A 25,298-nucleotide genomic window follows, 5' to 3' on the forward strand; every position below is an offset into this window, starting at 1 on the left:
TTGCGGTTAAATTCACTGCCCTTGCGGTTAATTTTTAATTATTGCTTTCAGAATAAAAATAAAGCACTAACATAATACAATTTTCCTGAGTTCGATTTTCGGGAACATGTGGGTGTCTTCCGTTAAAACATAAAGAATCTCCCTCATTAACAATAACTTCTACATCATCAATAATATAGGTAACACTGCCTTTTATAATATATTTAAATTCCCAGGCATCGGTTATAACTTTTTCTCGTTTGCAGTTTGGTTCAACTTCTAATATTACAGCTTCAAAACCAATTGAATTAATGCTTTTGCTAAAAATATGATAGTAATTAAACCCTTTAGTTTCTGCTCTGTCTTCCTTTTCTATTTTTTGATAATCGGTTTTCTTTATATGGATGTATTTGGCATTTTTAGTGTTTTCGACACCTTCAAAAAAATAACTTACATCGGTATTCAAAGATTGAATCAACTCTATTAAAACTGGTAATGAAGGAATTGTTCTGCCATTTTCAATTCTGGAAACCAAACCATTACTAACTCCGGCTCTATTGGCAACTTCGTTTATAGTTAAGGCATTTTTTTTTCTTATTTCTTTTAATCTTTTTCCAATACCAATTAAAAAATCTTCCATAGTAAGTAACTTCCGTTTAAAACGTAAATATAATATATTTAGTCCTAAACTTTTTACATAGATTCTTTATCAATGGATACTTATAATTAATCTCCTTTTGTATGAAACAGGAGGGAAGTGATTAGAAAAAATGCTGATTTTATTCTTTAACTAATACAATTGTAGCTTTATAACCTGTACCAACATTCCATTGGCTTGACTCAATTACAGCTCCTTTATCATCATAAACCTGAAACTCGGCTGTATTTGGCGAAGCAAAACCTTCATTTAAAGCTTCAAAATCAATTTTATTAATCCCTGGTACTAGTTCTATTTTAAATTCCTGAAAATCTCCATTCAAACTCACTTCAGGGACAACTATTTTATCATTTAAATATACTTTTATTTTATCGCCATCTACAAAAGCTGCATCGCGATAACGTATTGTAGATGTAAATGATTTTGTTTTAAAACTTCCTAAAAACTGGTTTCGTCTATAAAATATACCTTCTACATTAGCATCTTTTTTATATAAATTACCATCCTTAAAAAGTTCCTCAGGATTAATTTGTAAAGGATCTGGTTTCTCTACAATTACTGGCGGATCAACTTTTGGTTTAATTTCTTTTGGAGGAATAACTTCTTTAATTTTCGAATCTTTAGGAGGAATCGGTTTAAATTTACCATTAAGTTCGTCCTGTGCATATCCCTTTAGAGAAACACAAATTATAATTATTAAAAACAATATCCTTTTCATGACTTTTCTGTATTAAATTAATCTCATTAACTCTTAATTAAAACAAACATTTAATTATAATATTTATTGTATTTATAGAAAACTAATTATCATAAAACTCAGCGAACGATTCTTTGCATTTTAATTTATTATCCATTTACTTTTTTACAAAAAAGACAACGAGTTCACTATAAAATAGCATTCGATTATGACCATAATTTGTATATTTGACAATCAGTTTTTTAAATAAACGAAACCCTACAATGTCCGAACTTTTATTGTTAGATTCTAAAACTGTTTTCCATCTTTACTTTTGGGCAAACTTTTTTATCTGCATTCTTATTTTTAGCTATTCTATTTCGTATGCTACCAGCGAGAACAGGCAAATAATACAAAAATTAGGATATGGAAAATTTTTACTATCAATAGGTTGGATCCTGATTGCTTTAAGGACTATAGTCCCCGATTTTATCTCTATAAATGTAGCCAATACAATTATTTTAGCTTCTTGTTGTTATGAAACGATAGCAATGCTATCGATGCTTAAATCAGATGAAAAAAAGTCCTATAAACTTCAAATAGGGATTACTATTGTTACTGCAATAGTTTTTAATATCGCAGTATTATTAGGGAGCACAATCAATACTCGCATTATAATTATGTCTTTGGCAGTATTTGCCATTTATTTACCTCCTACAATTAGTTATTTTACAGAAAAGCGATATACCTTTTTCAGGACTTTCTACGTGCTATGCTATGCAACATTTGAAGTTCTGGTTGTTATGCGAGCAATCAACAATTATCATAATCCACAACAGGATTTTTTCTCCCATAATATTTTTGACTCTTTGTATAACATTAGTTTGTTTTTGCTTACTCTCATTGGTACAGTTGGATTTTTATTATTAGTGAAGGAAAAACAAGATCTTAGAATCCGCAAACTTCTAAAAGATAGGAACCAGTTTTTTTCTATCATAGCACATGACTTAAGAGGGCCATTAGGATCGTCGTTCAGGCTTTCGAAAATATTGACTAAAAACATTGAAGAATATAGTCAAGACGAAATTAAGGAAATCATAGAAATGTTACATCAATCGAATAAAAACAGTTACAAACTACTAGAAAATCTCTTAGATTGGTCGCAAGTACAAACAGGAATGATAGAATACAGTCCTAAAAAAATTGCATTAAACACATTAATTAAAGAAAACGTAGAACTAAATAAAAATTTAGCATTAAATAAAAATATCACTCTTTCATTTGAATCTACTGAACTAATTGAAGTGGATGCAGACAAAAACATGATAGATACCATCGTGCGTAACTTACTAAGTAACGCTATTAAATTTACAAAAAAAAGCGGAGAAATTATTGTCAAAATTCAAAAAACTCCTAAAAAGGCCGAAATTTCTATCACAGACAATGGCATTGGAATCCCTGATAACATAAAAGGAAAGTTATTTAAGATCAACGAAATTGTCACCCAGAAAGGAACAGAAAATGAAACTGGAAGCGGACTCGGACTTTTACTTTGTAGTGAATTTATAAAAATGCATCAAGGTGAAATCTGGACTGAAAGCGAAGCGGGGAAAGGAAGTACCTTTAAATTTACTTTGCCATTACTCGAAACAAAAAATAATTAAACGGAAATTTATCTGTTTTTTTAATAAGCAGAAATAAAATTCACTGCTAATTAAATAGAATTAGAAATATATACTATAATTGTTTAATACCCAATTTTATAGATTATTGCTAGGTAAAATAATTTAATCTTCATACCCTTCAAAAATCATACAAATAGATTATTGAAATTGCTTTAACATTTTTTAGCAAAAAATAACTTAGAAAAAATATGATTTTCATAAATAAAATGAGAATTAACAATGCTGGGAACAGAACTATATTATAAATTATATAAATTAGCAATTCCCTTATATAATTTATTAAAAAATGATTTCTAGATTACCTCTCATTAGCTTAATTAGCATAACAATTCTATTCCTAAGTACAACTGTAAACGCACAAACACAAAACACATTTACCGGATGGAGTGCCGTATTTTTTACTTATAAACTTAATGATAAATTCAGTCTTCATTTTGATGGACAAGCAAGATCTACAGATGAACTAAAAAATCTTCAATCTTATATTATACGCCCAGGTTTAAATTATCATATAAAAGATAATATGATTGCTACAGTAGGGTATGCTTATATAGGAAATAACAGAAGCGTTATGGATATTGATGGTTGGGTACCTGAGCACAGAATATGGGAACAATTTATTTTCAATCAAAAATTCACACTAGCTAATCGTCCAGTTACTTTGCAACATCGTTTTAGACTAGAACAGCGTTTTATGGGACAAGCAATAATTGAGCAAAACGAGCTTGTAACCGACAGTTATGAATTTGCACAACGTTTACGTTATTTTGCACGTTCTATCTTTCCGCTCTCTAAAACAGACAATTTTACCAAAGGAGCTTTCTTAGCATTACAAAATGAAGTTTTCTTGAATGTACAAAATGCTCCAAACGATAGTTTTTTTGACCAAAACAGAGCCTATCTGGCATTAGGTTGGAGATTAAGCCCAAAATTTGATCTTGAAGCAGGTTACATGAACCAGTATGTTCTTGGCAAAAGCAATAATACTGTAAATAATATAGTGCAAGTAGCTGCCTATGTAAGGTTGTAAAAATATATCATTCTATAAATAAAAAAGGGTTACTCAATTTTTAGAGTAACCCTTTTTTTATGATTTAATGTTTTCCATTACCGTGTCCTTTCCCATTACCATTATTGCCATTACCATTATTCTTATGTTCTTTGTTATTCCCTTTACCTGGTTTTTGACCAATGGTTTTTTGTGGTTTACCTTTATAACCTTTACCATATTTTTCTTTATGAGTTCTATAATTATCATATGGTGAATTTCCTCTGTAATCCGTAAGAACAACTTTATATTCGTTATAAAGATCATAATTTCTATAGTTTCTAGGAAGATATTTTGCTCTTATCCATTTTCCGTTACTAATATAAATGTAATTAGATGCATTTATATCGTAGTACATTTCCAAATCTGGCAAATAATAATATCGTACATCTGTATATCCTACAGGTCCCCATGCTGGTGGAGTACCAATATTAACATTAACTGATACTTGAGCAGATGAAAAACTAATCGTTAGAAATGCTATTCCTATAAATAAATGTTTCAATATTTTCATGATTTCAAATTTTATTAGATTAATAATAGATATGTAAAAACAAAAATCGAACCTAAAGTTGTTTTTTTGAGAATATTTATTAAAATAAAATAATGAATATCTCTTGTCAATGTGTTTAAATTTATAAAATATTCTGTTGCAAAATTATATTATAACGGCATTTCTTGCTCCAGTCTTGCTCTTCGCTATGGGTTTAAAACATCCTAAAAAAATATTATTCTATAAAATGTTCTTTTATAATCAAGATATTTTTTCTAGTTGGCAGAAAAAAAAATAAAATAATCGTTAGCTTAAATCTATTTATTTAATAATTTGATAAGTCCCTACAAAACAAATTATTGTCTATAACAGATAGACAATTTAGTCATCATTTTAATTTCCATAAAATCTTAAAAATATTTTAAAATCTTAAAAATATTTCAAAATGGCACAGTTAATGCAAAAGAACCAAAACATAGAATAATCAATACTTATTGAAGTATTACAAAATTTAAAAAGAATGAAAAATTTAAAATGCATGTTTGTTTTGATGATGGTAACACTAGTTTCATCATTTACTTATGGACAAGAGACCCTGAAAATGTTTGTAAAAGAGAATAAAGTACCTTGCGTAGGTGTAGGTCCTATGGAGTGCTTACAAGTAAGATATGACAATGAAAAAGACTATCAACTTTTTTATAATGGCATTGAAGGTTTTAATTTTGAAAAAGGAAATAAATACGAGATTACTGTAATCAGAACAAAACGTGAAGGAATTGTTCCTGCGGACGCATCTATTTATACGTACAAACTAAAAAGTATTATCTCTAAAACACCTGTAACAGCTGCCAAAACTGCTAAAGGTATTTATGATACTAAAATGACATTAACTCGTTTAAATGGTAAAACAATATCTACAGGAAATGTGTATTTGACAATCGACTCAGCTACAGGAACAATTAGCGGAAAAAGCGGATGTAACAGATTTAGTGCAAAATACACTAAACTTGCTTCAAAAAATCAAATTCAAATTGGTTCATCAATAGGAACTTTAATGGCTTGTGATGAAGCGAACATGAAATTAGAACAAGAGTTTACTAAAGCTATACAAGATCAAAAGTTTAAAATTGTACAGAAAAAAAATAAAGTACAGTTTAAAAATTCAAAAAATAAAATCATTATGGAATTTACGATTCCTACACAAAATGATGTTTGGAGCTTTATTGCTAAAAACAATTGGAAATTAATCATGCTTGAAAATGTAGGGCAGGATTACGGAAGAGCATCTATTAAATTTGACCCAGCTACTAAAAAAGTGAGCGGAAATTCTGGATGTAACAACTTCTTTGGAACATATACACTTAAAGGTAACGATCAAATTCAGTTTGGTAATTTAGGATCTACCAGAATGGCATGTCTTGACGAAAAAACTTCTAAAATTGAACAAAAAGTACTTTCTCTTTTAGATAATAAAGAGCTACGTTTTGATGTAGCAGAGCAAACTTTAAATTTTTATCTTGGTGATAAATTAATAATGATGTTCGGAACTACAAAGTAAATCTTATAGTATATATAACAACAAAAGCCTGACAATGTTCAGGCTTTTGTTGTTTATACAAGTTGATGACACTCTGTTTATAGCAACTAGTTTTTTATCTTATATAATAAATTTATACTAAAAGACAATGATAAATTACATCGAAAATCATTTTTTAGACTAATACATTTGTAACTATTAAAATTAAATTTCTTTTTATAACGCAACTTAGTTGCATTATAAGCAAACGTTTTTATATTTGCAAAAAAGAAAATTACTTAACAGAACATATAAATTAGAACTGAATTAAAATGAAAAAATCGATTATTATCTTAGGGCTACTATTTTTTACACTTATTGCAAAAGCACAAGAAAATGAAAAACACGAGTTTCGCGTAGGTTATAGTGATGCAACATTCCTTATTATGGGAACAGGACTTTCGGATGCTTTTGGTGATGCAATTGTTTCTGGAATATACGGAGCCAAAATCGATAATGCAGAAGATAGTACCCTTGGAATGTTTGAAATAGGATATCGCAATCGTATTACTGAAAGATTAAAAATAGGGGTCGATGTAAGTTATCTTAGAACCGATAAATCGTTTGAAACAAAACTTCCAAATTCTGGTGGGATAGAGCACAATAAGCGTAGAGCGCAATATTTTTTGGTACTACCCACTATAGAATTCAGTTATGTTCGTACATCTTTTATAAATTTCTATGGTTCGGCTGCAGCTGGAATCATCATGATGCAAACCAAAGAAATTGATAATACCAATGCTTATACAGATAATGCAACTGCATTTGGTTTCCAGGTAAATCCGGTTGGTTTAAGAGTAGGGAAGAAGTTAGGAGGGTTTGCAGAGCTAGGTTTTGGTTATAAAGGAATAATAGTAGTAGGAATAAGCTATAAACTTTAATTTTAAGAGATTCAAGTCAACTTTAAGTTTACCCTAACTTTTTATAGGTAAGTATTTGCAATATAAAAACCTATATAACTGACCTTGAGACTCCTCGTTTTATTTAACATTATTAAAGTTCTATTTTTGAAATTTTTTTCTTTCAAAAAAAATAGCTATCTTTGCAGAGTTAAAAGCAAATATAGTAATGACTACTTCAAATTTTTATTTAAAAAATAATCGCTTGATGCGCCTTATGGGCACGTTACTATATCTGCATGATGATACTTTCTTAAAAAGTTCCAAAGAGTTTATTAATTAAGCCCTGTCAAAACTCTAGACAGGGACCCTTTTATTAAGGCAACTCATTTATTTAATCTTCAATTTTTATTTAGGATTCTGATATCATTGAATTCAAACACACCAAGAGCCACAAAAAGTTCAATGATGAGTTATATATCATACCTATGAGAATGGAGCAAACAGAAAGTTATGTCAGCAAATCAAAACATCATTTTAACAACAGGAATATACGATTTAATTAAGGATCACGTAAGAAGAAAGAAAGTAACAATAGAAGAAGAAAAATTATTACTTTTTGAACTTAAAAAGGCAACACAGGTACTAAGAAGAGATTTACCAGAAGATATTGTTTCAGTAAATAGAAAAGTAACCTATAAAGATCATGCAACAAACGAAGAAAAAACAGTTGTGTTTGTAGGTCCTGAGAAAACAAAAGTAAGCAAAAACAAAATTTCAATTCTTTCTGATGAAGGTATTGCAATGGTAGGATACAAAGTAGGTAATCTAGTAGAATGGCCTGCTAAAAAAGGGGATTTGAAATTAGAAATCCTAAAAGTAGAAGAAGTAGCTTAAAACCCTTTTTCAATCAAAAAAATATCCCAAAAGAAGCCTTTCTTTATGGGATATTTTTTTTGACTAATATTTAAATAATCTCTTCGAGAGATTTACTTAAAATAGCAACCGCCTTTTCCATTTCAGCTTCATCTAAATGTCCGAATCCTAACCGTGTAGCAGTTAGATTTTTTGTTTGATACAAAATTGTTTTCGGCAAGAACAATCCATTTATAATACATTGTTTTTGCAAGTTTATTAAATTAAAATTATCAAGCCATTCTACCCAAATAGCCAAACCCCGAAGAGGAATTTGAAATTTGATTTTTCCATCTAATTTTTCCTTTAATAACGAAACAAAATAATCTCTACGCTCTTTATAGATTTTTTTATTTTTTTTTGAAAGACGATGAACTTCACCTTCCATAATCCATTCGGTTAAAACCTGTTCCTTAATAACATCAATTTCAGGTTCCAGAATGTTTTGATGTTTTTCTAGTTCCTTGATAAATTCTGATGGAGCAGCAATAAATCCATAACCAAAACCTGCTGGCAAGGATCTGCCAAATGAACCAATGTAAACTACTCTTTCATTAGAATCTAAGGCAGCCAAAGGTAATACAGGATTATTATCATAATGGAAATCAAAATCATAATCATCTTCTAAAATAACAAACCCATATTTATTAGCTAATTCTAATACTTCCATTCTTCTTTTAGCACTAAGAGAAGTTGTTGTAGGATAATGATAATTAGACGTAAGATATAATAGTCTGATACTCTGTTTTTCGCAAATCTGCCTTAGATGCCCCGTGTCGATTCCGTCTTTATCAACAGGTATTGTAATTATTTGCGCACCACTATCAGATAATGTCATATTCGACATATAATAACCCGGAGAAGCCACAACAACTTTATCACCAGGACTAATCAGTAATTTTGTAACCAGATACAAACTGATTTCATGGCTAGTAGTTGTGAGTAAATTTGATGTTGAAATACGAATACCACGTGTCAGATTTAAAAAATTAGAGAACTGAGTCTTAAAATTTAAATGCGACTGAGTTTGAATTTGTTCCCAAGTTTTTGTGTTCTTTTTTCTTTTTAATTTAGATACATATAACCTCGCCAGAACATCAGTTTGAACCAATCGTAAATCGGGTAAACCATCATTAAATTGGTAGGGTAAAGTGCTGATTTCTTTCGGGTTTTCAAGAATTGTAGAACGCTTAAAAGTAAAAGGTTCACTTATTTTTGAAGCATTTTCACCTTCAATCGGAACAAATTCGGCTTTGTTTTTTTGTTTTTTTTCAGATAAGATAAACGTTCCTTTATTTGGCAAAATTTCAATCCAGCCTTGTAATTCTAAATCCTGAAAAGCTTTAATAAGCGTATTTCTATTAACCTCCAATAATTTACATAATATACGAGTTCCAGGAAGTTTTGTGCCTTCAGGAAGTAATCCGATTTGTATCGCTTTTATAAATTCAAAAACTATTTGCAAGTATATAGCAGTTGACTCTTCAGGCTTAAGCTGAATAAAACTTTTGAAAGGAATTTGAACCGGACTATCCATTTTTATAAAACTGGTACACATTAGTAGTACGGCAAGATACTACTTTTGCAAAAAATTAAAACAAATGACAAAGATTTATTTTGCTATATTAACCTTTATGAGTGTTGGTTTATACGCTCAAGTACAAAAAGATACTATTAAAATTGACGAAGTAATAATTCACGAAAATAGATTTAGCACTCCAATTTCTAAAAAAAACAGAAATGTATATATAATTGATAAAGTTGCAATTGAAAAATTACCAGGAAAATCTATTCAGGAAATTTTACAATATGCCAATGGTGTAGATTTAAGACAAAGAGGACCTTTTGGGAGTCAAGCCGATGTAAGTATAGATGGAGGAAGTTTTGAGCAAACAGTTGTTCTTATAAATGGGACAAAAATTATTGACTCACAAACGGCACACAATATGCTTAATTTGCCTATTCCGGTTGAATTAATTGAAAGAATCGAAATAATTCGTGGACCAGCTGCTCTTACTTATGGTGTTAACAGCTTAACTGGAGCCATAAATATTATTACCAAAAAACCAACCAAATCTGGCTTTTTAGTAAATACGTATGCTGGATCTAATTTTGAAAAAGATACGCAAGATACAGGAGATACATTTTATGGTACCGGAATTCAGGTAGGAGGAGTTTTAAGCAAAGAGAAACAACAACATTCGCTTTTTGCTTCACATGATAAAAGCAACGGTTATCGATACAATACAGCTTTCGAAAATAATAAAATATTTTATCAGGGTAATTTTCAGATTAACGACAATAATGAAATTTTAAGTTCATTCGGTTATATTAACAATGGCTTTGGCGCTAATGGATTTTATGCTGCTCCTGGTGACAGAAACTCAAGTGAAGTTGTGCAAACTACCTTTGCATCTGTACAATCTAAACATAATCTATCTGAAAAATGGACGTTGATGCCGCGAGTAAGCTACAGATATAATTATGATGATTATCGTTATTATGGAATTTCTAATCTAAAAGCGGGTAGAAGCCAGCATTATACCAACTCTATAGCTGCAGAAATTAATACAACCTATAAGATGAAAAGGGGAGAACTGGGCTTTGGTGCCGAAGTACGAAATGAAGACATTAGCTCATCTAACATTGGGGATCATGATAGAGAAAATTTTGGAATTTATCTACAATACAGAACTACATTTATTGAAAAACTAGATGTGAATTTTGGTACTTATCTTAATTATAATTCAGATTATAAATGGCAAGCTTATCCAGCAATTGATGCTAGTTATGCCATAACAGATGCATTTAAGATAATAGGAAATATCGGAACAAGTCAGCGTATACCTTCATTTACAGATTTATACCTTAACCAACGTCCCGGGAATATTGGAAATCCTGATTTGTTAACCGAAAATGCTTTTCAGAGCGAAATAGGATTCAAATACACGAAGCAAAATTTTAGTTTTAATGCCAATTATTTTTACAGAAAGATTAGCAATTTTATAGATTGGACAAGAAATGTAACCACTCAGCCTTGGCAAAGTAATAATTACGGAAATCTAAATACAAATGGTTTTAATTTACGTACCAACTATAGAGTTAACTTTTCTAATGATTCTAGGTTAAATATCAATCTGGCGTATTCTTATTTAGATTTTAAATTTCAAGATGTTATCGATGATCTTTATTCTAAATATCTGGTTTCTTCTTTAGAGCACCAAATAACCAATACAATCGATTTTCAGCATAAAAATTTTACGGCACTATTTGCTACCCGTTTTAATAAAAGAATAACAGGGCCATCATACTGGATTAACGACTTTAGAGTAAGTCAATCGATCAAAAAAGTAATTATTTATGTTGATGCACAAAATATCTTCAACACTACTTATTACGAGGTTGGAGCAGTTCCGCTTCCGTCAAGATGGTTTAGTTTAGGAGTGAAATTTGTGACTTTCTAAACATCATAAACTAAATATTTTTACCGCAAAGGGCGCTAGGGTTTACGCAAAGGGTACAAAGCTTAACGTAAACCCTTTCGTCCTTTATTATTAACCTAACTTGACCATTTTTTTACCATTAAGAAAAAAAGAAAAATTAAGCTTAATCCTTAATGGTTAAAATTTTCAACCTTAAAGATTATAAACCTTTGTGACCTTTGCGGTAAACTTAACGCTAATCCTTAATGAAACTTAATGTCTTAATGGTTAAACTTTTTAACCTACAGATTATAAACCTTTGCGCTCTTTGCGGTAAACTTAACGATATTTATAAAACGGTTAATTGAATTTTAATAGTAGATTTGTCGATACTATATTTAATAAAAAATCTGATCTAACAAGGATATGAGTACATTATTCGTTAAAAACATGGTCTGCAACCGTTGTATTATGGTAGTTCAAAATGAACTCGAAAAACTCGGTTTAGACTTTACAAATATTAAGCTTGGAGAGGTTAGCCTGACAAAAGAACTAAGCTCCGACGAAAGAAATTCGATAGAAGCAGCATTAGTTCCTTTAGGTTTTGAGGTAATTGATGATAAAAAAAGTAGAATTATCGAAAAGATAAAAAACATTATCATCGACCTGGTGCATCATCAGGATAATGACACAAAAAACAATTTATCTGATATCTTGAGCGAAAAAATCAATCATGACTATAATTACCTTTCTAATTTATTTTCGGAGGTAGAAGGCACTACAATAGAAAAATATTTCATCGCTCAAAAAGTCGAAAAAATAAAAGAACTTTTGGTTTATGATGAGTTATCGCTGAGCGAAATAGCTTTACGTTTAAATTATTCTAGTGTTGCGTACCTGAGTAATCAATTTAAAAAGGTAACGGGGTTAACGCCAAGTCACTTTAAACAAATTAGGGAAGAAAAAAGAAAACCATTGGATAAGGTTTAAGTAAATATTACAAATCAAACCCATAATTACACAATAAAATTCATAGATATTGTCGCCAACTTTGCATGTAAATTACAACACGTGAAATATGGCGACAAATAATAATAGTAAAGAAACAATTTTCATTCCGCTAGAAAATGTAGATAGCGAGCATTGTGCTTTAATCGTAGAAAAAGGATTAGCGGAGGTTAAAGGCGTTGAAACTCACAAAGTAGAAGTAAACAACCGTAGAGCTGCCATTACTGTTAAAGGTAATGAAACCGTTGGTAATGCTGTAAAGGCTATTAAAAACTTGGGATATAATGTTCCCACTGTTAAAAATACTTTTCCTGTTCTAGGTATGACTTGTGCTTCTTGTGCAGGCAGCGCAGAAAGTATCGTAACGTATGAATTGGGAGTAGTTGATGCATCGGTAAACTTTGCAACAGGAAACTTAACTGTAGAATATCTTCCTAATCTAACAGATGCAAATAAACTTCAAAAAGCCATGCAAGCCGTTGGTTACGATTTACTTATTGTAGACGAAACCAAACAGCAAGAATCTCTGGAAGCTATTCATGCCGAGAAATTCAAAAAATTAAAAAACAAAACCATTTGGGCAGTTATATTGTCGTTACCCGTAGTAACGATTGGTATGTTCTTTATGGATATGCCTTATGGAAATGAGATTATGTGGTTCTTTTCGACTCCAGTAGTACTTTGGTTAGGGAAAGATTTCTTTATAAATGCATGGAAACAAACGAAAAACAGATCTGCCAATATGGACACTTTGGTGGCTTTAAGTACCGGAATTGCTTACTTATTTAGTGTATTTAATATGCTATTCATGGATTTCTGGCATCAACGCGGATTACATGCTCACGTCTATTTTGAAGCGGCAGCAGTAGTTATTGCATTCATCCTTCTTGGTAAATTATTAGAAGAAAAAGCCAAAGGAAATACTTCATCTGCAATTAAAAAATTAATGGGTTTACAGCCTAAAACTGTAATGGTTATTCAGCCTGACGGAACGGAAAAACAAATAGCAATTGAAAACGTAAATGTTGGTGATATTATCCTTGTAAAACCAGGAGAAAAAATTGCTGTCGATGGAATGGTGACTTCAGGAAACTCATATGTAGATGAAAGTATGTTAAGCGGTGAACCTGTTCCTGTGCTGAAAACGGAAAACGAAAAGGTTTTTGCAGGAACTATAAACCAAAAAGGAAGTTTTCAATTCAAGGCAGTTAAAGTTGGAAAAGAAACCATGCTTGCGCAAATTATCAAAATGGTGCAAGATGCTCAGGGAAGTAAAGCTCCTGTGCAGAAACTAGTTGATAAAATTGCAGGTATTTTTGTTCCAATCGTAATTAGTATAGCCATACTTACTTTTATTGTTTGGATAGTTCTAGAAGGAGAAAATGCTGTGGCACAAGCTTTATTAGCAGCAGTTACAGTACTAGTTATTGCTTGTCCTTGTGCATTAGGTCTTGCAACACCTACAGCAATTATGGTAGGAGTGGGCAAAGGTGCCGAAAATGGTATATTAATTAAGGATGCCGAAAGTTTAGAACTAGCCAGAAAAGTTACGGCAATTGTCTTAGATAAGACCGGAACTATTACTGAAGGAAGACCACAGGTAACTGGTGTTAAATGGCTAAATAATAACGATGTAACAAAAGATATTTTAATTAGTATCGAAAAGCAATCCGAACACCCTTTAGCGGAAGCCGTAGTAAAAAATTTCGAAAGTATACCAAACGTAGTTCTAACCCATTTTGATAGTATTACTGGTAAGGGAGCAAAAGCAATCTATATGGACGAAACCTATTATGTAGGTAACAAGAAATTGCTAGCAGAGAATAATATCACTATTGACAGTACATTATTGGATCAAGCTGATGCATGGGGTAAAGAATCTAAGACTGTAATTTGGTTTGCTAATAGCAAGCAAGCACTTTCGGTTATTGCAATTTCTGATAAAATTAAAGAAACATCTGTAGAAGCAATCAAACATCTGCAAGGTATGGGTATTGAACTCTATATGCTTACTGGAGATAATGAAGCTACTGCAAAAGCTATCGCAGAACAAACAGGAATAAAACATTATAAAGCAGAAGTAATGCCACAGCATAAAGCCGATTTTGTAAAAGAATTGCAACAGCAAGGCAAAGTTGTAGCCATGGTAGGTGATGGTATCAATGATAGTACAGCATTGGCAACTGCCGATGTAAGTATAGCAATGGGCAAGGGAAGCGACATCGCAATGGATGTGGCAAAGATGACTATTATATCATCCGATCTTAACAAAATACCTCAGGCTATTCGACTATCAAAACAAACAGTAGCTACCATAAAACAAAACTTATTCTGGGCGTTTATCTATAATCTTATTGGTATTCCTCTTGCTGCAGGTATATTATACCCAATAAACGGATTCTTGCTAAACCCAATGATTGCAGGGGCTGCAATGGCTTTGAGTAGTGTAAGTGTGGTAAGCAACAGCTTACGATTAAAGTGGAAAAAGTAAACTCCTTGATGCGTTTGCCAAACGGCGGTTTCATAATCTATTGGCCGCCGTTTTATATTTATTCCTTAATTAAAAGAAGAATTTATTCCACCTAAGATTACCCGATAAATAATTGATTTTGTTTTTTAATTGACCTCATTTTTTCCCTTCCTTAACATCTTCGGAACTGGTTAAAAATGAGGTTTTCTTTTAAGAAATATGCGGTGCGAGAGAAATCTTTGAGCCTTTGTCACTCAGTCCCTCAGAACCTTTTTAAAACAATCAGTAAATTTTATAAATCAAATTAGGAATAGCAATATAAGACACAGCTCAACTATCAGGAAATTTGTAATACAAAATTCAAGGAAATGGAAAAAGCATCATTAATATCAATTTTATGACATTACTAATAAAAGGAATGGTGTGCAACAGATGCATTTATGTTCTCGAACAAGAATTTTTAAATCTAGATTTAGAAATCATTGCTATTGAGCTAGGCCGCGTTGTAATAAAAGATACAGCCAACTTTTCTGTGAACCAAGAGGCAATTAAGTCCATGCTTAAAAAAAATGGATTTGAATTACTATTTACTAAAACCGAAGAAACTGTAGAAAAGATTAAAGAACTAGTAGAAATAGGAATCAAAATGCAATTGGAAAATGGAAAACCAACCAAATTTTCTACATTAATCAGTAATAAACTGACCAAGAATTATGATACGCTTAGCGCTTTATTTTCGTCTGTAGAAGGACAAACACTTGAAAAATATATCATCCTCAGAAAAATCGAAAAGATAAAAGAACTTCTTGTTTATACAGATCAATCGATGTCTGAGATTACCCATACTTTAGGATACAGCAGTCCTGCACATTTATCTAACCAGTTAAAAAAATATACTGGTTTTACTTCTTCCTATTATAAAAAAATACGGCTTGATAAGCTTGCTATTATAGAGAAACAATCTCATATAAATAGCGCTTCTTAAAAAAATCATTTCAGTCCTATAAAACTAATTTTACCAATAATATTGTCACCCTGAGCGGAGTCGAAGGACACAAACTAGTCTTAACACAATGTTGTCGAGCTACTGGTGGAGATTCTTCGGTTCCGCCTCAGAAAGACAAGATTGCAGCTCTTTTTTTAAATGGTTATCTCTTAAAACCTATCTCTCCACAACTTAAGACGCACTACGGTGCGTCTCTACGGAAAACCTTTGCGTCTTTGAATCTTTGTCCCTCAAAAGCTTTGAACCTTTCTCTTTTGAACCTTTCTTCCCCTAAAACCTAAGACGCACTGCGATGCGCCTCTACGAAAACCTTTGTACTTCTGAACCTCTGAACCTTTGCACCTTTCTTTGAACCTTTGAACCTCTAAACAAAAAGTAAATCTCACAACTCTTACCTGTAATTGTGTATAAAGCCCGTTAGCATCTCACTGTAATTTTGACATTGAAATTTAATAGTTAGTTGGATAATTAAAAAAAAGAACATGTTATACAAACATACTACACAAAGGTTGGGAATTTTAGTTCCCTTGTTGAGCATCTTATTGATTGCTTGTGAGAACAAAACTGAAAAAGCACCAGAAAAAGATGCAACAGCAACGGCGGATGCCAACAAACTACCAGTTGACATTATAATTGCCCAAGAAAAACAACTCAATCAGCAAGAGGTTGTAGTGGGAACGATGATGCCGTATCGCGAAGTCTCTATTGTGAGCGAACTCCCTCAAAAGATCACTCATGTGGCATTTAAAGATGGTAGTTACGTAAGCCAAGGAGCTGTGCTTTACAAACTAAATGATGCCGACATCAGATCGCGGTTAAAACAGGTTGGTGCCGAACTAGAACTGGCTCGATTAACTAAAGACAGAATGGCTAATCTTTTAAAAACCGAAACTGTAAGACCACAGGAAAACGACGAGGCAGTTATGCGTTACCAATCCTTGATTGCACAGCAAGAACTCCTTCGAGTAGACTTAGCCAAAACCGTAATTAGAGCTCCATTTTCAGGAAAAATCGGAATTTCAAAAGTACATCTTGGGGCTTACGTATCGCCTGGAGCTGAACTAGTAATGTTGCAAGATCAAAGCAGTATCAAAATCAATTTCTCTGTTCCAGAAAAATACTTGCCGTTGATACAAACAGGAAACAAAGTAAGATTTACTTCTGAGTTATCTGATCAAGAATATTCGGCTACTATCAATGCTACCGAACCGGGTCTTGACGCTCAAGGCAGAAGCTTACAAGTACAAGCCATAACTAATAATTCAAACGGAAAATTTCGTGCAGGCCTTTCGGCAAAAGTTTATTTCAGTGTCACTCAGAAAGGAGCAAAAGGTATAATGATACCAACAGAAGCTTTGTCGCCAAGTGATAAAGGTTATGCTGTTTTTGTAATAAAAAATGGAGTAGCAAAACCTGTGGCAGTAACCATCAGTAATAGGACAGAAACGGATGCTGTTATCACATCTGGGATTAAGACTGGCGATAGTATCATAATTTCAAATATGCTGCGCATAGGAGATGGTACCCCTGTAAAAGCCGTTGTACCCAATTAATCAAATTCAAATTTTAGCGTTATGAGTATATCAGCTTTAAGCATAAAAAAACCGGTTTTAGCCGGTGTATTCTCCCTCCTCATTGTTATTTTAGGAATAATAGGATGGAAACAATTAGGGATTCGAGAATTCCCATTAACAGAACCACCAGTAATTTCGGTAATTACTTTCTATGCTGGTGCAAGCCCAGATGTAATCGCATCTAAGCTTACCAGACCAATGGAAGAATCTATATCGGAAGCAAATGGAATACGCACCATTTCTTCCGAATCCAGGGAACAGGTAAGCGTTATCTCGATAGAGTTTAACCGTGAAATAAATATTGAAGATGCATTAAATGATGTCAGGGATAAAGTTGCCAAATCACGAAAACAGCTTCCTACAGATGTAGATCCGCCGATTGTACAAAAAGCATCTTCGCCAGACAATCTGGTAGCATTTCTTGAAGTAGAAAGCGATACCAAAGACATAAAAGAGGTGAGTCACCTCGCATCTACTACAATAAAAGACAGAATACAGTCTATCCCCGGAATCAATAATGTTGCTATCGTGGGAGAACATAAATACGCAATGCGTCTTCGGTTTGAGCCGTCTAAACTTGCTGCTTATCAACTAACTCCCGAAGATATCCGTAAGGCATTATTAAGAGAAAACATTGATTTGCCTGCGGGTAGGATAGACGGGAATAATAGCGAACTAAGTATTCGTACAATGGGACGTCTTACTTCCGTAAAAGATTTTGAGGAAATGCTCATCAAACAAGTTGATAATAGAGTAATCCGATTAAAAGATATTGGCTCTGCCGAATTAGGAGAAGTAAACGAACGTACGGCTATCATCAATGAAACTGGAGGTCTTAACCGCGTGGGTGTAGGTGTGGCTATCCAGATACAACGTGGTGCAAATGCTATAGAAGTAGTAGATGAATTTTACAGAAGATTAGATCAGCTAAAAAAAGATATCCCATCTGAATACCGCTTAATAGTAGGTTTTGATTATACCCGTTCTGTAAGGGAATCTATTAAAGAAGTAGAAGAAACACTCTTTATCGCTTTTGGTTTAGTCGTATTAATTATTTTTCTATTTCTAAGAGACTGGCGATCTACAATCATACCAGTATTAGCGATTCCAGTTTCTATTCTTTCCGCATTTTTCATTATGTATATAGCTGGTTTTTCTATCAATATACTTACCCTTTTGGGATTAGTACTTTCCATAGGATTGGTGGTCGATGATGCTATTGTAGTACTCGAAAATATCTACAAAAAAATAGAAGAAGGAATGTCGCCCATACAAGCAGCGTTTAAAGGCTCTAAGGAGATTTATTTTGCAGTTATTTCTACTACCATTACGTTGGCAGCAGTATTTCTGCCGATTGTTTTCATGGGAGGAATCAGCGGTCAGCTATTTAAGGAATTTGCTATTGTCGTATCAGGTTCTGTAATGGTATCGGCTTTTGTAGCACTGACACTTACTCCAATGCTGAGTGCTTATTTCTTGAAGAAAGAAGAAAAGCCTAGCTGGTTTTATAGTGTGACTGAGCCTTTTTTCGTCCGTATGAATAATGGATACGCTAGTTTGTTAATCACATTTATGAAATTTAGATGGTTAGCGTGGGTATTTTTAATTGGCACAACTTTACTTATTTATCTTGTTGGCAAAGGACTTCCTTCTGAGCTAGCACCGATAGAGGACCGTTCGAACATGAATCTAATCGCCGTTGCTCCCGAAGGTGTTTCTTTCGATTATATGAAAAAACACATGACCGAAGTTGGAAAATATGTAAACGATTCTACCGATGGTTTATATCAAACCTATTCGATGGTTGCGATCTCATTTATTCCTGCTCCAGCACCTGTTAATGTTGCTGTACAAAGTATCTATCTTAAAGACCCTAAAGATAGAAAATCAAGTATTAAGGATTTATACAATCAATATGGTGCAGCTTCGGGTAAGTTTAGAGGATTTCTTTTATTTCCTTATTTACCTCCAACTATAGGAAGTCGTTATGGAGGAGGTATGCCAATACAATATGTATTACAATCGCCAAATCTTGATAGTCTAACAGCGGTGCTTCCTAAATTCCTGGCAGCAGCACGCCAAAGCAAAAAACTTCTATTTGTTGATGCTGATCTTAAGATTAATAAACCAGAGGTAAAAATAAATATTGACAGAGAAAAAGCAGCCTTAATGGGCGTATCTATGGAAGAAGTAGCTCATACGCTGCAACTTTCATTCTCAGGACAGCGTTACGGATATTTCCTGCGCAACGATCGTCAGTATGAAGTAATTGGACAATTAGACCGACAACACAGAAATGACAAAAGTGATTTAAGCGCTATCTATGTTCGTTCAACAACAGGTAAGATGATTCCGTTGAACAACCTTATAACAACAGAAGAGGCAGTAAGTCCAGCTGCTATATATCGATACGACCAATATATATCGGCTACAGTATCGGCAGCAACAGCAGAAGGGGTAAGCCTTGCAGAAGGAATTGAGGAAATCGAAAAGATTAAGAAAGAAGTGTTAGGAGAAAATTTCAAAAGTTCATTAGCAGGTCAATCGCGAGATTATGACGAGAGTCAAGGTAATATCGCCTTTACACTAGTCCTTGCATTATTGCTTATTTATATGATTCTAGCTGCTCAGTTCGGAAATCTTCGTGATCCATTAACCATTATGTTAACCGTACCTATGGCAGTAACAGGAGCGATTCTTAGCCTATCGTGGTTTGGTCAGAGTTTAAATGTCTTTAGTCAAATCGGGATTATTACACTGGTAGGATTAATTACCAAGAACGGAATCCTTATTGTAGAATTTGCCAACCATCTAAAAGATACAGGACTTTCTAAATACGATGCCGCAATACAGGCAGCAGAGCAGCGTTTCCGTCCAATTTTAATGACATCGCTAGCCATGATATTCGGAGCATTACCTATTGCGCTTACCGTTAACAGCCGCCAGTCATTAGGAATTGTTATTGTGGGAGGACTTGTCTTTTCGGGAATATTAACATTGTTTATCATCCCGGCAGTTTACTCTTATTTGTCAAGCAAAAAAGGAGAAGTTGTTATTGTAGAAGAAGATTCTGAAGACACAAACAGTCCAGCCATAGAATCATGATTTTAAATCTCAAAGAAGATAAAATGAAAACAAATATCTTACACATAGTTACAGCGCTGCTATTGCTAAGCAGCGCTAATGCAGTGCATGCACAGAAAAAAAAGCTGGCTCTCACAGATGCATTAGAAATGGCAAAACAAGGAAACAAAGCAATACAGGTTCAAATATTAGAAGAAATAAATGCTAAAGAAATGACCCGAGAAACAAGAGGTGGTTTGCTGCCCAGTATTTCGGCAAACGCAGGCTTTTCTCATTACTTTGACAGGCAGGTTATATTCCTCCCAGGTTCCTTTGTAGGCACAGATAAAGCAGTGCAGGATTTCGCTGTTGGCGGAAGAAATACTTATAATGCATTCGTATCGTTGTACCAACCCATCTTTGCACCAGCGACACATCAGCTTACAAAAGCTTCTAAAATCAACGAGAAAATTCAAGACGAAAAAACAGCCGATTTAAAAAGTCGGGTAGCACTTCAGGTTTCCAGTCGCTACCTTAACATACTGATGATGAATAGACAACTGGGTTTACTTCAACAAAGCCATCAACGTAATATCAAAGCGCTTCAAGATTCAAAATCGCTATTTGCGCAAGGCAGAGGACTAAAATCAGATACGCTAAGGAGTTTTATTGCTGTAGCAAATTTAAAATCATCTGTTTCTTATTTAAAAAATAATATAGAGGTATCTGGCATTGAATTAAAAAGACTCATCGGATTAGAAGATTCAGGAGAAATTGAACTGACAGACAACCTTGAAGATAACATAAAAGTAAGTCAAGGCGAATTTTATCAAGTTGATGAAGCATTGCTAATTGCTGATAAAAATAGGAAAGATTTGAATATTCAAAAACTGACTATTGATCTTCAGCAAAAAAAATTAAAGGCAGCTCAGTCAGAACTATTACCAAAGCTGGCATTAATAGGGCAATATCAGATACAAGCTCAGGCAGATGATATGGAATTTAACGAATATGCCTGGCCAAAAACTTCTTTCTTAGGACTACAGCTTAGCGTACCTATTTTTAATGGTAACCGTACTAAATCTCAGATTAATCAAGCAAAAATTAAAACGCAGCAAGAAGACATATTGCTAAACGATTTAAAAGATGAAGTTAAGACCGAACTTGCTACGATTATAAGCAAATGGAAAGAAGCAGTAACGCAATTAGACATTCAGGAAACAACGGTAAAATCGGCAGAATTAAACTACCGAATGATTGATGATCGTTTTAGAAATAGCTTAGGCTCAAGACTTGAATTAACAGATGCTGAACTAGCACTAACACAAGCCAAAATAAATTACCTAAACGCCGTATATAACCTGCGAATGCTACATGTAGAATTACAACAGGCCCTTGGACTGCTAACTCTATAATTACTAACTAAAACAATTAAATAAAAATATGACTAAAAATAATAAACAACCAATAGACAAACCTACACCATATAGCAAACGATGGTCGGCACTTTTTTTGCTTTGCACAGCACAATTTATAGTAATTATGGACACCTCAATTATTGGGGTAGCCTTGCCCGCAATAAAAGCGGATCTTGGTTATTCGCAAAGTGGCTTGCAATGGATATTTAATGCATACGTTATCCTATTCGGAGGTTTTTTACTCCTCGGCGGGCGTTTGTCGGATTTGTTTGGTGCACGTAAAATTTTTATGTGGGGATTCATTATCCTTTCTGCCGCATCACTTTTGGCTGGCGTGGCATGGTCAGAAGCAGCGCTAAATACAGGAAGAGCTCTACAAGGTTTAGGTTCGGCACTTATTGCTCCGGCAGCACTTACTTTAGTATTATCTAAATTTACTGACCCTAAAGAACTCAATAAAGCATTAGGTTTTTGGGGAGCATCTGCCGCTGCGGGAGGTTCTGCAGGAGTTTTCCTTGGCGGAGCAATTACTCAATGGCTTTCTTGGCATTGGATATTCCTAATTAATATTCCCGTAGGACTTATAGTATTAGCATATAGCAAGAGTTTATTATTTGCTGGTGCTACCCGCAAAGGAAAAGTAGATATTGCAGGAGCAATTCTAGCTACAACAGCATTAGTAGTAATGGTGTATGCAATCGTGTCGGGAGAAGGAGCAGGGTGGAAGTCTTTACAAACCATTGGCTTACTAGGTCTTTCTTTGTTATTATTTCTTGTTTTCTTTATTGTTCAGAAACAGAAGAAAGAACCATTAGTACCTATGAGCATTTTTAAAGTTCCAAATCTTTCGGGAGGTAATCTAGTAATGGCTTTAATGGCCGCAGGATGGATTCCGTTATGGTTTTTTCTAAATCTTTATTTGCAGCAAACGCTGAATTATTCTGCCTTCAATAGCGGACTGGCTTTATTACCAATGACAATTGCTATCATGTTTTTAATGGTTGGTGTTACAGGAAAGTTGGTGGCTAAATTTGGTTTTAAAGCAAATCTAATAGCTGGATTAATCGCACTTACAGGATCACTTCTTCTGTTTAGCACAATTCCGCCCGACGGAACATTCTTAATCAATGTCTTGCCTGCATCTTTATTGGGCGCACTTGGTATGTCATTGGCTTATATTCCGGGAACTATTGCTTCAATGTCTGGAGCTAAACCCGAAGAAATGGGACTTGCTTCTGGCTTGGTTAATACAAGTTATCAAGTAGGTTCGGCTTTAGGACTGGGTATTGTTGTAGCTATTTCAGCAGCAAAAACGAATACTCTTAAAGCAATGGGTGAAACTGATATTGCAGCATTAAACGCAGGTTTCCAGACGGCTTTTTTCTCCGCAGCCGTTATATGTGCCATTGCCGCAATTATAGCAGCTTTTTCTATAAAAACGCTTAAACAATAAATGCTATTCAAAAAACGAGCTTTATAAATTCTTAAAACAAACCATTTTTTTGACCTCATTTTTAATCCCCTTCTTTAATAGTTTAGAAGTTGATTAATAATGGGGTCTTTTTTTGAAAAATAATTTTCTATAAATCTGCGGTACACAAGAAACCTTTGCTCCTTTGCCTCTCAGAATCTCAGAACCTTTATAAATACATTCTTTAAGACACACCGCGGTGCGTCTCTACAGGAAAACCTTTGCACCTTTGCCTCTCAGAACCTCTGAACCTTCTTCAATCAATCAGTAAATATTATAAATCAAACAAGGAATTACACCATGAAAAATAGTGGTACAATTCTGAAATTTGTATAATAAAATAAAGCAAAATGGAAAATATAATATTAAGTATACCTGATATGAAAAGTGAACATTGTCAGGCTAGAGTAAATACTGTTATCAAAGATATAGATGGAATTCAAATTCAAAAAATAGAAGCTGGAAAACTAGCCGCTTCTGTAGAAGACAATGATGCTGCAGAAAATCTTATAGAAGCTATTAAAAAGGCGGGATACACTGTTGGTAATTAATAATAGTAATCAGCCCAGCTGTAATCCGAATTATGAAAAATGATACTGCACAATATAAAACAGGAATGGTGATGATTCCAGACATATCTGGTTTTACAGATTTTGTAATAAATACCAATATGTTTATCGGTAAATACATAACCGAAAGTCTGCTAAAATCAATAATAGACAGCAACACATTATCCTTAGAAGTTTCGGAGATTGAAGGTGATGCCATATTATTTTACAAATACCACAAAATACCGTCGTTTGGCACTACATTAACTCAAATTGAAGTAATGTACAACAACTTTAAAAAAGAAATAGCCAGACTATCATTACAGCTTTCTATGGAAATTCCTTTATCCCTAAAAATCATTGTGCATTATGGTACTTTTACTAAATATAAAATTGGCAGATTTGAGAAACTTTACGGAGCGCCTGTTGTAGAAGCTCACAAAATGCTTAAAAATCATATTGCTAAATTTCCGCCGTATGCTTTGTTCTCAGATGCTTTTTTAAAAGCCAATTTTGAACAACCGGCTAAAGCAACTATCGAATATGACACTTGCGATAATTGTATGTACTTACCAGAGATTGGTTATATACATTATTTGTAACGTTTGGAACGTTCGCTATTTTCTTAAATTTGTAATAGAAGCCTAAATAAAGTATAAAATGGAAAGCTTAGAAAAAAGATTATTGAACAGGAATATAAAGCCAACATCAATACGGTTATTGATATTTAAAACAATGACTGAATTTAAAAAAACTTTTAGCCTGACAGATCTGGAAACGGAATTAGAAACCGTGAATAAATCGACCATTTTTAGAACCTTGTCTTTGTTTCATGAAAACTTACTTATTCATAACATTGACGACGGTTCTGGATCAATGAAATATTCAATTTGTAATGAAACCTGTATGTGTACCGTTGGAGAATTACACGTTCATTTTAATTGTAACCGTTGCCATAATACGTATTGTCTCGAAAGTATTTCTATACCACCAATTCAGCTTCCTGAAAAGTTTTTATTAGAAAGTGTCAATTTTGTAATGAAAGGAATTTGCGAAAATTGCTCCAAATTTTTTTAGATTTTATCAAGAATAAACTAGTATTTATATCATTAGAAAATCCTTTATCTCAAGCCTTGAATTGCCCTACAGTCAGGAAATAATTTATTTTATAAAGATTTTTTAGGAGCTATTTCCTGCTATCATTCCAAATCTTTTTTATTGAGAAAAACAATAAAAAAGGATTTTCCCTTCTATCAGGGCTAGAAATGCAACCTCATGGATAATTGATGTTTGTAAAAAATTTGCGTTTTTACGATAAATTTATTCTATACAAGATTATATATTTTTCCTTAACTTAATAAAATTGATTTCAGATTTTTGACTAACGATTTTTGATTTCAGAAGTATAAATTGCAACCAGGTTCCCAAAACAGACTTATAACTTTGCCA

Annotated in this window: 20 protein-coding genes; 16 read left to right on the top strand and 4 right to left on the bottom strand. The window is 33.2% G+C overall.

The features are described 5' to 3' along the window. Nucleotides 1–34: 34 nt before the first annotated feature. The gene (locus tag SHI72_RS14825; protein WP_086894288.1) at nucleotides 35–619 is read right to left on the bottom strand and encodes a helix-turn-helix domain-containing protein; all 585 of its coding nucleotides are present in this window, start codon (nucleotides 617–619) and stop codon (nucleotides 35–37) included. A 139-nt stretch (nucleotides 620–758) separates the two neighbouring features. Continuing rightward, nucleotides 759–1,355 carry a hypothetical protein gene (locus tag SHI72_RS14830; protein ID WP_039112100.1) on the bottom strand — a complete coding sequence of 199 codons (597 nt, stop codon included), beginning with the start codon at nucleotides 1,353–1,355 and terminating at the stop codon, nucleotides 759–761. A 242-nt stretch (nucleotides 1,356–1,597) separates the two neighbouring features. Between SHI72_RS14830 and SHI72_RS14835 the strand changes: the two genes are divergently transcribed. Both SHI72_RS14835 and SHI72_RS14840 read left to right on the top strand, forming a co-directional pair. Continuing rightward, nucleotides 1,598–2,977 (top strand): HAMP domain-containing sensor histidine kinase, encoded by a 1,380-nt coding sequence (locus SHI72_RS14835; RefSeq protein WP_323490464.1) that lies wholly within the window; start codon nucleotides 1,598–1,600, stop codon nucleotides 2,975–2,977. A gap of 307 nt (nucleotides 2,978–3,284) precedes the next feature. Next, a complete protein-coding gene (locus tag SHI72_RS14840; RefSeq protein ID WP_323490465.1) occupies nucleotides 3,285–4,028 on the top strand; it encodes a DUF2490 domain-containing protein in 744 nt (247 codons plus the stop codon). A 64-nt stretch (nucleotides 4,029–4,092) separates the two neighbouring features. Here SHI72_RS14840 and SHI72_RS14845 read toward each other — a convergent pair whose 3' ends face one another. Further along, nucleotides 4,093–4,560 carry a hypothetical protein gene (locus SHI72_RS14845; RefSeq protein WP_039119736.1) on the bottom strand — a complete coding sequence of 156 codons (468 nt, stop codon included), beginning with the start codon at nucleotides 4,558–4,560 and terminating at the stop codon, nucleotides 4,093–4,095. Between the two features lie 499 nt (nucleotides 4,561–5,059). Here SHI72_RS14845 and SHI72_RS14850 point away from each other — a divergent pair, with 499 nt between their 5' ends. The 3 genes from SHI72_RS14850 to SHI72_RS14860 all read left to right on the top strand — a co-directional run bounded on the left by SHI72_RS14850 (nucleotide 5,060) and on the right by SHI72_RS14860 (nucleotide 7,851). Continuing rightward, nucleotides 5,060–6,097, top strand: a complete 1,038-nt coding sequence (locus SHI72_RS14850; RefSeq protein ID WP_323490466.1) for an META domain-containing protein — start codon at nucleotides 5,060–5,062, stop codon at nucleotides 6,095–6,097. Nucleotides 6,098–6,387: 290 nt separating this feature from the next. Continuing rightward, complete coding sequence (locus tag SHI72_RS14855) at nucleotides 6,388–6,996, top strand: hypothetical protein (RefSeq protein WP_323490467.1); 609 nt, start codon at nucleotides 6,388–6,390, stop codon at nucleotides 6,994–6,996. A gap of 471 nt (nucleotides 6,997–7,467) precedes the next feature. Then, a complete protein-coding gene (locus tag SHI72_RS14860) occupies nucleotides 7,468–7,851 on the top strand; it encodes a GreA/GreB family elongation factor (RefSeq protein ID WP_039112096.1) in 384 nt (127 codons plus the stop codon). 70 nt (nucleotides 7,852–7,921) lie between these two features. Here SHI72_RS14860 and SHI72_RS14865 read toward each other — a convergent pair whose 3' ends face one another. After that, complete coding sequence (locus SHI72_RS14865) at nucleotides 7,922–9,406, bottom strand: PLP-dependent aminotransferase family protein (protein ID WP_323490468.1); 1,485 nt, start codon at nucleotides 9,404–9,406, stop codon at nucleotides 7,922–7,924. A 64-nt stretch (nucleotides 9,407–9,470) separates the two neighbouring features. Here SHI72_RS14865 and SHI72_RS14870 point away from each other — a divergent pair, with 64 nt between their 5' ends. From SHI72_RS14870 to SHI72_RS14920, 11 genes are all read left to right on the top strand, one after another. Continuing rightward, the gene (locus tag SHI72_RS14870) at nucleotides 9,471–11,333 is read left to right on the top strand and encodes a TonB-dependent receptor plug domain-containing protein (RefSeq protein ID WP_323490469.1); all 1,863 of its coding nucleotides are present in this window, start codon (nucleotides 9,471–9,473) and stop codon (nucleotides 11,331–11,333) included. A gap of 384 nt (nucleotides 11,334–11,717) precedes the next feature. Beyond that, nucleotides 11,718–12,281 carry a helix-turn-helix domain-containing protein gene (locus tag SHI72_RS14875; RefSeq protein WP_039119733.1) on the top strand — a complete coding sequence of 188 codons (564 nt, stop codon included), beginning with the start codon at nucleotides 11,718–11,720 and terminating at the stop codon, nucleotides 12,279–12,281. Nucleotides 12,282–12,369: 88 nt separating this feature from the next. Next, nucleotides 12,370–14,790 (top strand): heavy metal translocating P-type ATPase, encoded by a 2,421-nt coding sequence (locus tag SHI72_RS14880; protein ID WP_323490470.1) that lies wholly within the window; start codon nucleotides 12,370–12,372, stop codon nucleotides 14,788–14,790. A 376-nt stretch (nucleotides 14,791–15,166) separates the two neighbouring features. Further along, complete coding sequence (locus tag SHI72_RS14885; RefSeq protein ID WP_323490471.1) at nucleotides 15,167–15,754, top strand: helix-turn-helix domain-containing protein; 588 nt, start codon at nucleotides 15,167–15,169, stop codon at nucleotides 15,752–15,754. A gap of 503 nt (nucleotides 15,755–16,257) precedes the next feature. Continuing rightward, complete coding sequence (locus SHI72_RS14890; RefSeq protein WP_323490472.1) at nucleotides 16,258–17,328, top strand: efflux RND transporter periplasmic adaptor subunit; 1,071 nt, start codon at nucleotides 16,258–16,260, stop codon at nucleotides 17,326–17,328. A gap of 21 nt (nucleotides 17,329–17,349) precedes the next feature. Continuing rightward, nucleotides 17,350–20,454 carry an efflux RND transporter permease subunit gene (locus SHI72_RS14895; protein ID WP_323490473.1) on the top strand — a complete coding sequence of 1,035 codons (3,105 nt, stop codon included), beginning with the start codon at nucleotides 17,350–17,352 and terminating at the stop codon, nucleotides 20,452–20,454. A 23-nt stretch (nucleotides 20,455–20,477) separates the two neighbouring features. Next, on the top strand, nucleotides 20,478–21,827 hold the full coding sequence (locus SHI72_RS14900; RefSeq protein ID WP_323490474.1) for a TolC family protein: 1,350 nt from the start codon (nucleotides 20,478–20,480) through the stop codon (nucleotides 21,825–21,827). A 28-nt stretch (nucleotides 21,828–21,855) separates the two neighbouring features. Further along, a complete protein-coding gene (locus SHI72_RS14905; RefSeq protein WP_323490475.1) occupies nucleotides 21,856–23,283 on the top strand; it encodes an MFS transporter in 1,428 nt (475 codons plus the stop codon). A gap of 368 nt (nucleotides 23,284–23,651) precedes the next feature. Then, on the top strand, nucleotides 23,652–23,852 hold the full coding sequence (locus SHI72_RS14910; RefSeq protein WP_323490476.1) for a heavy-metal-associated domain-containing protein: 201 nt from the start codon (nucleotides 23,652–23,654) through the stop codon (nucleotides 23,850–23,852). A gap of 32 nt (nucleotides 23,853–23,884) precedes the next feature. Next, a complete protein-coding gene (locus SHI72_RS14915) occupies nucleotides 23,885–24,451 on the top strand; it encodes a DUF2652 domain-containing protein (RefSeq protein ID WP_323490477.1) in 567 nt (188 codons plus the stop codon). A gap of 58 nt (nucleotides 24,452–24,509) precedes the next feature. Continuing rightward, nucleotides 24,510–24,926, top strand: a complete 417-nt coding sequence (locus SHI72_RS14920) for a Fur family transcriptional regulator (protein ID WP_323490478.1) — start codon at nucleotides 24,510–24,512, stop codon at nucleotides 24,924–24,926. Nucleotides 24,927–25,298 lie beyond the last annotated feature (372 nt).

It is taken from the genome of Flavobacterium sp. PL02, from assembly GCF_035013205.1.
Classification (GTDB): Bacteria; Bacteroidota; Bacteroidia; order Flavobacteriales; family Flavobacteriaceae; genus Flavobacterium.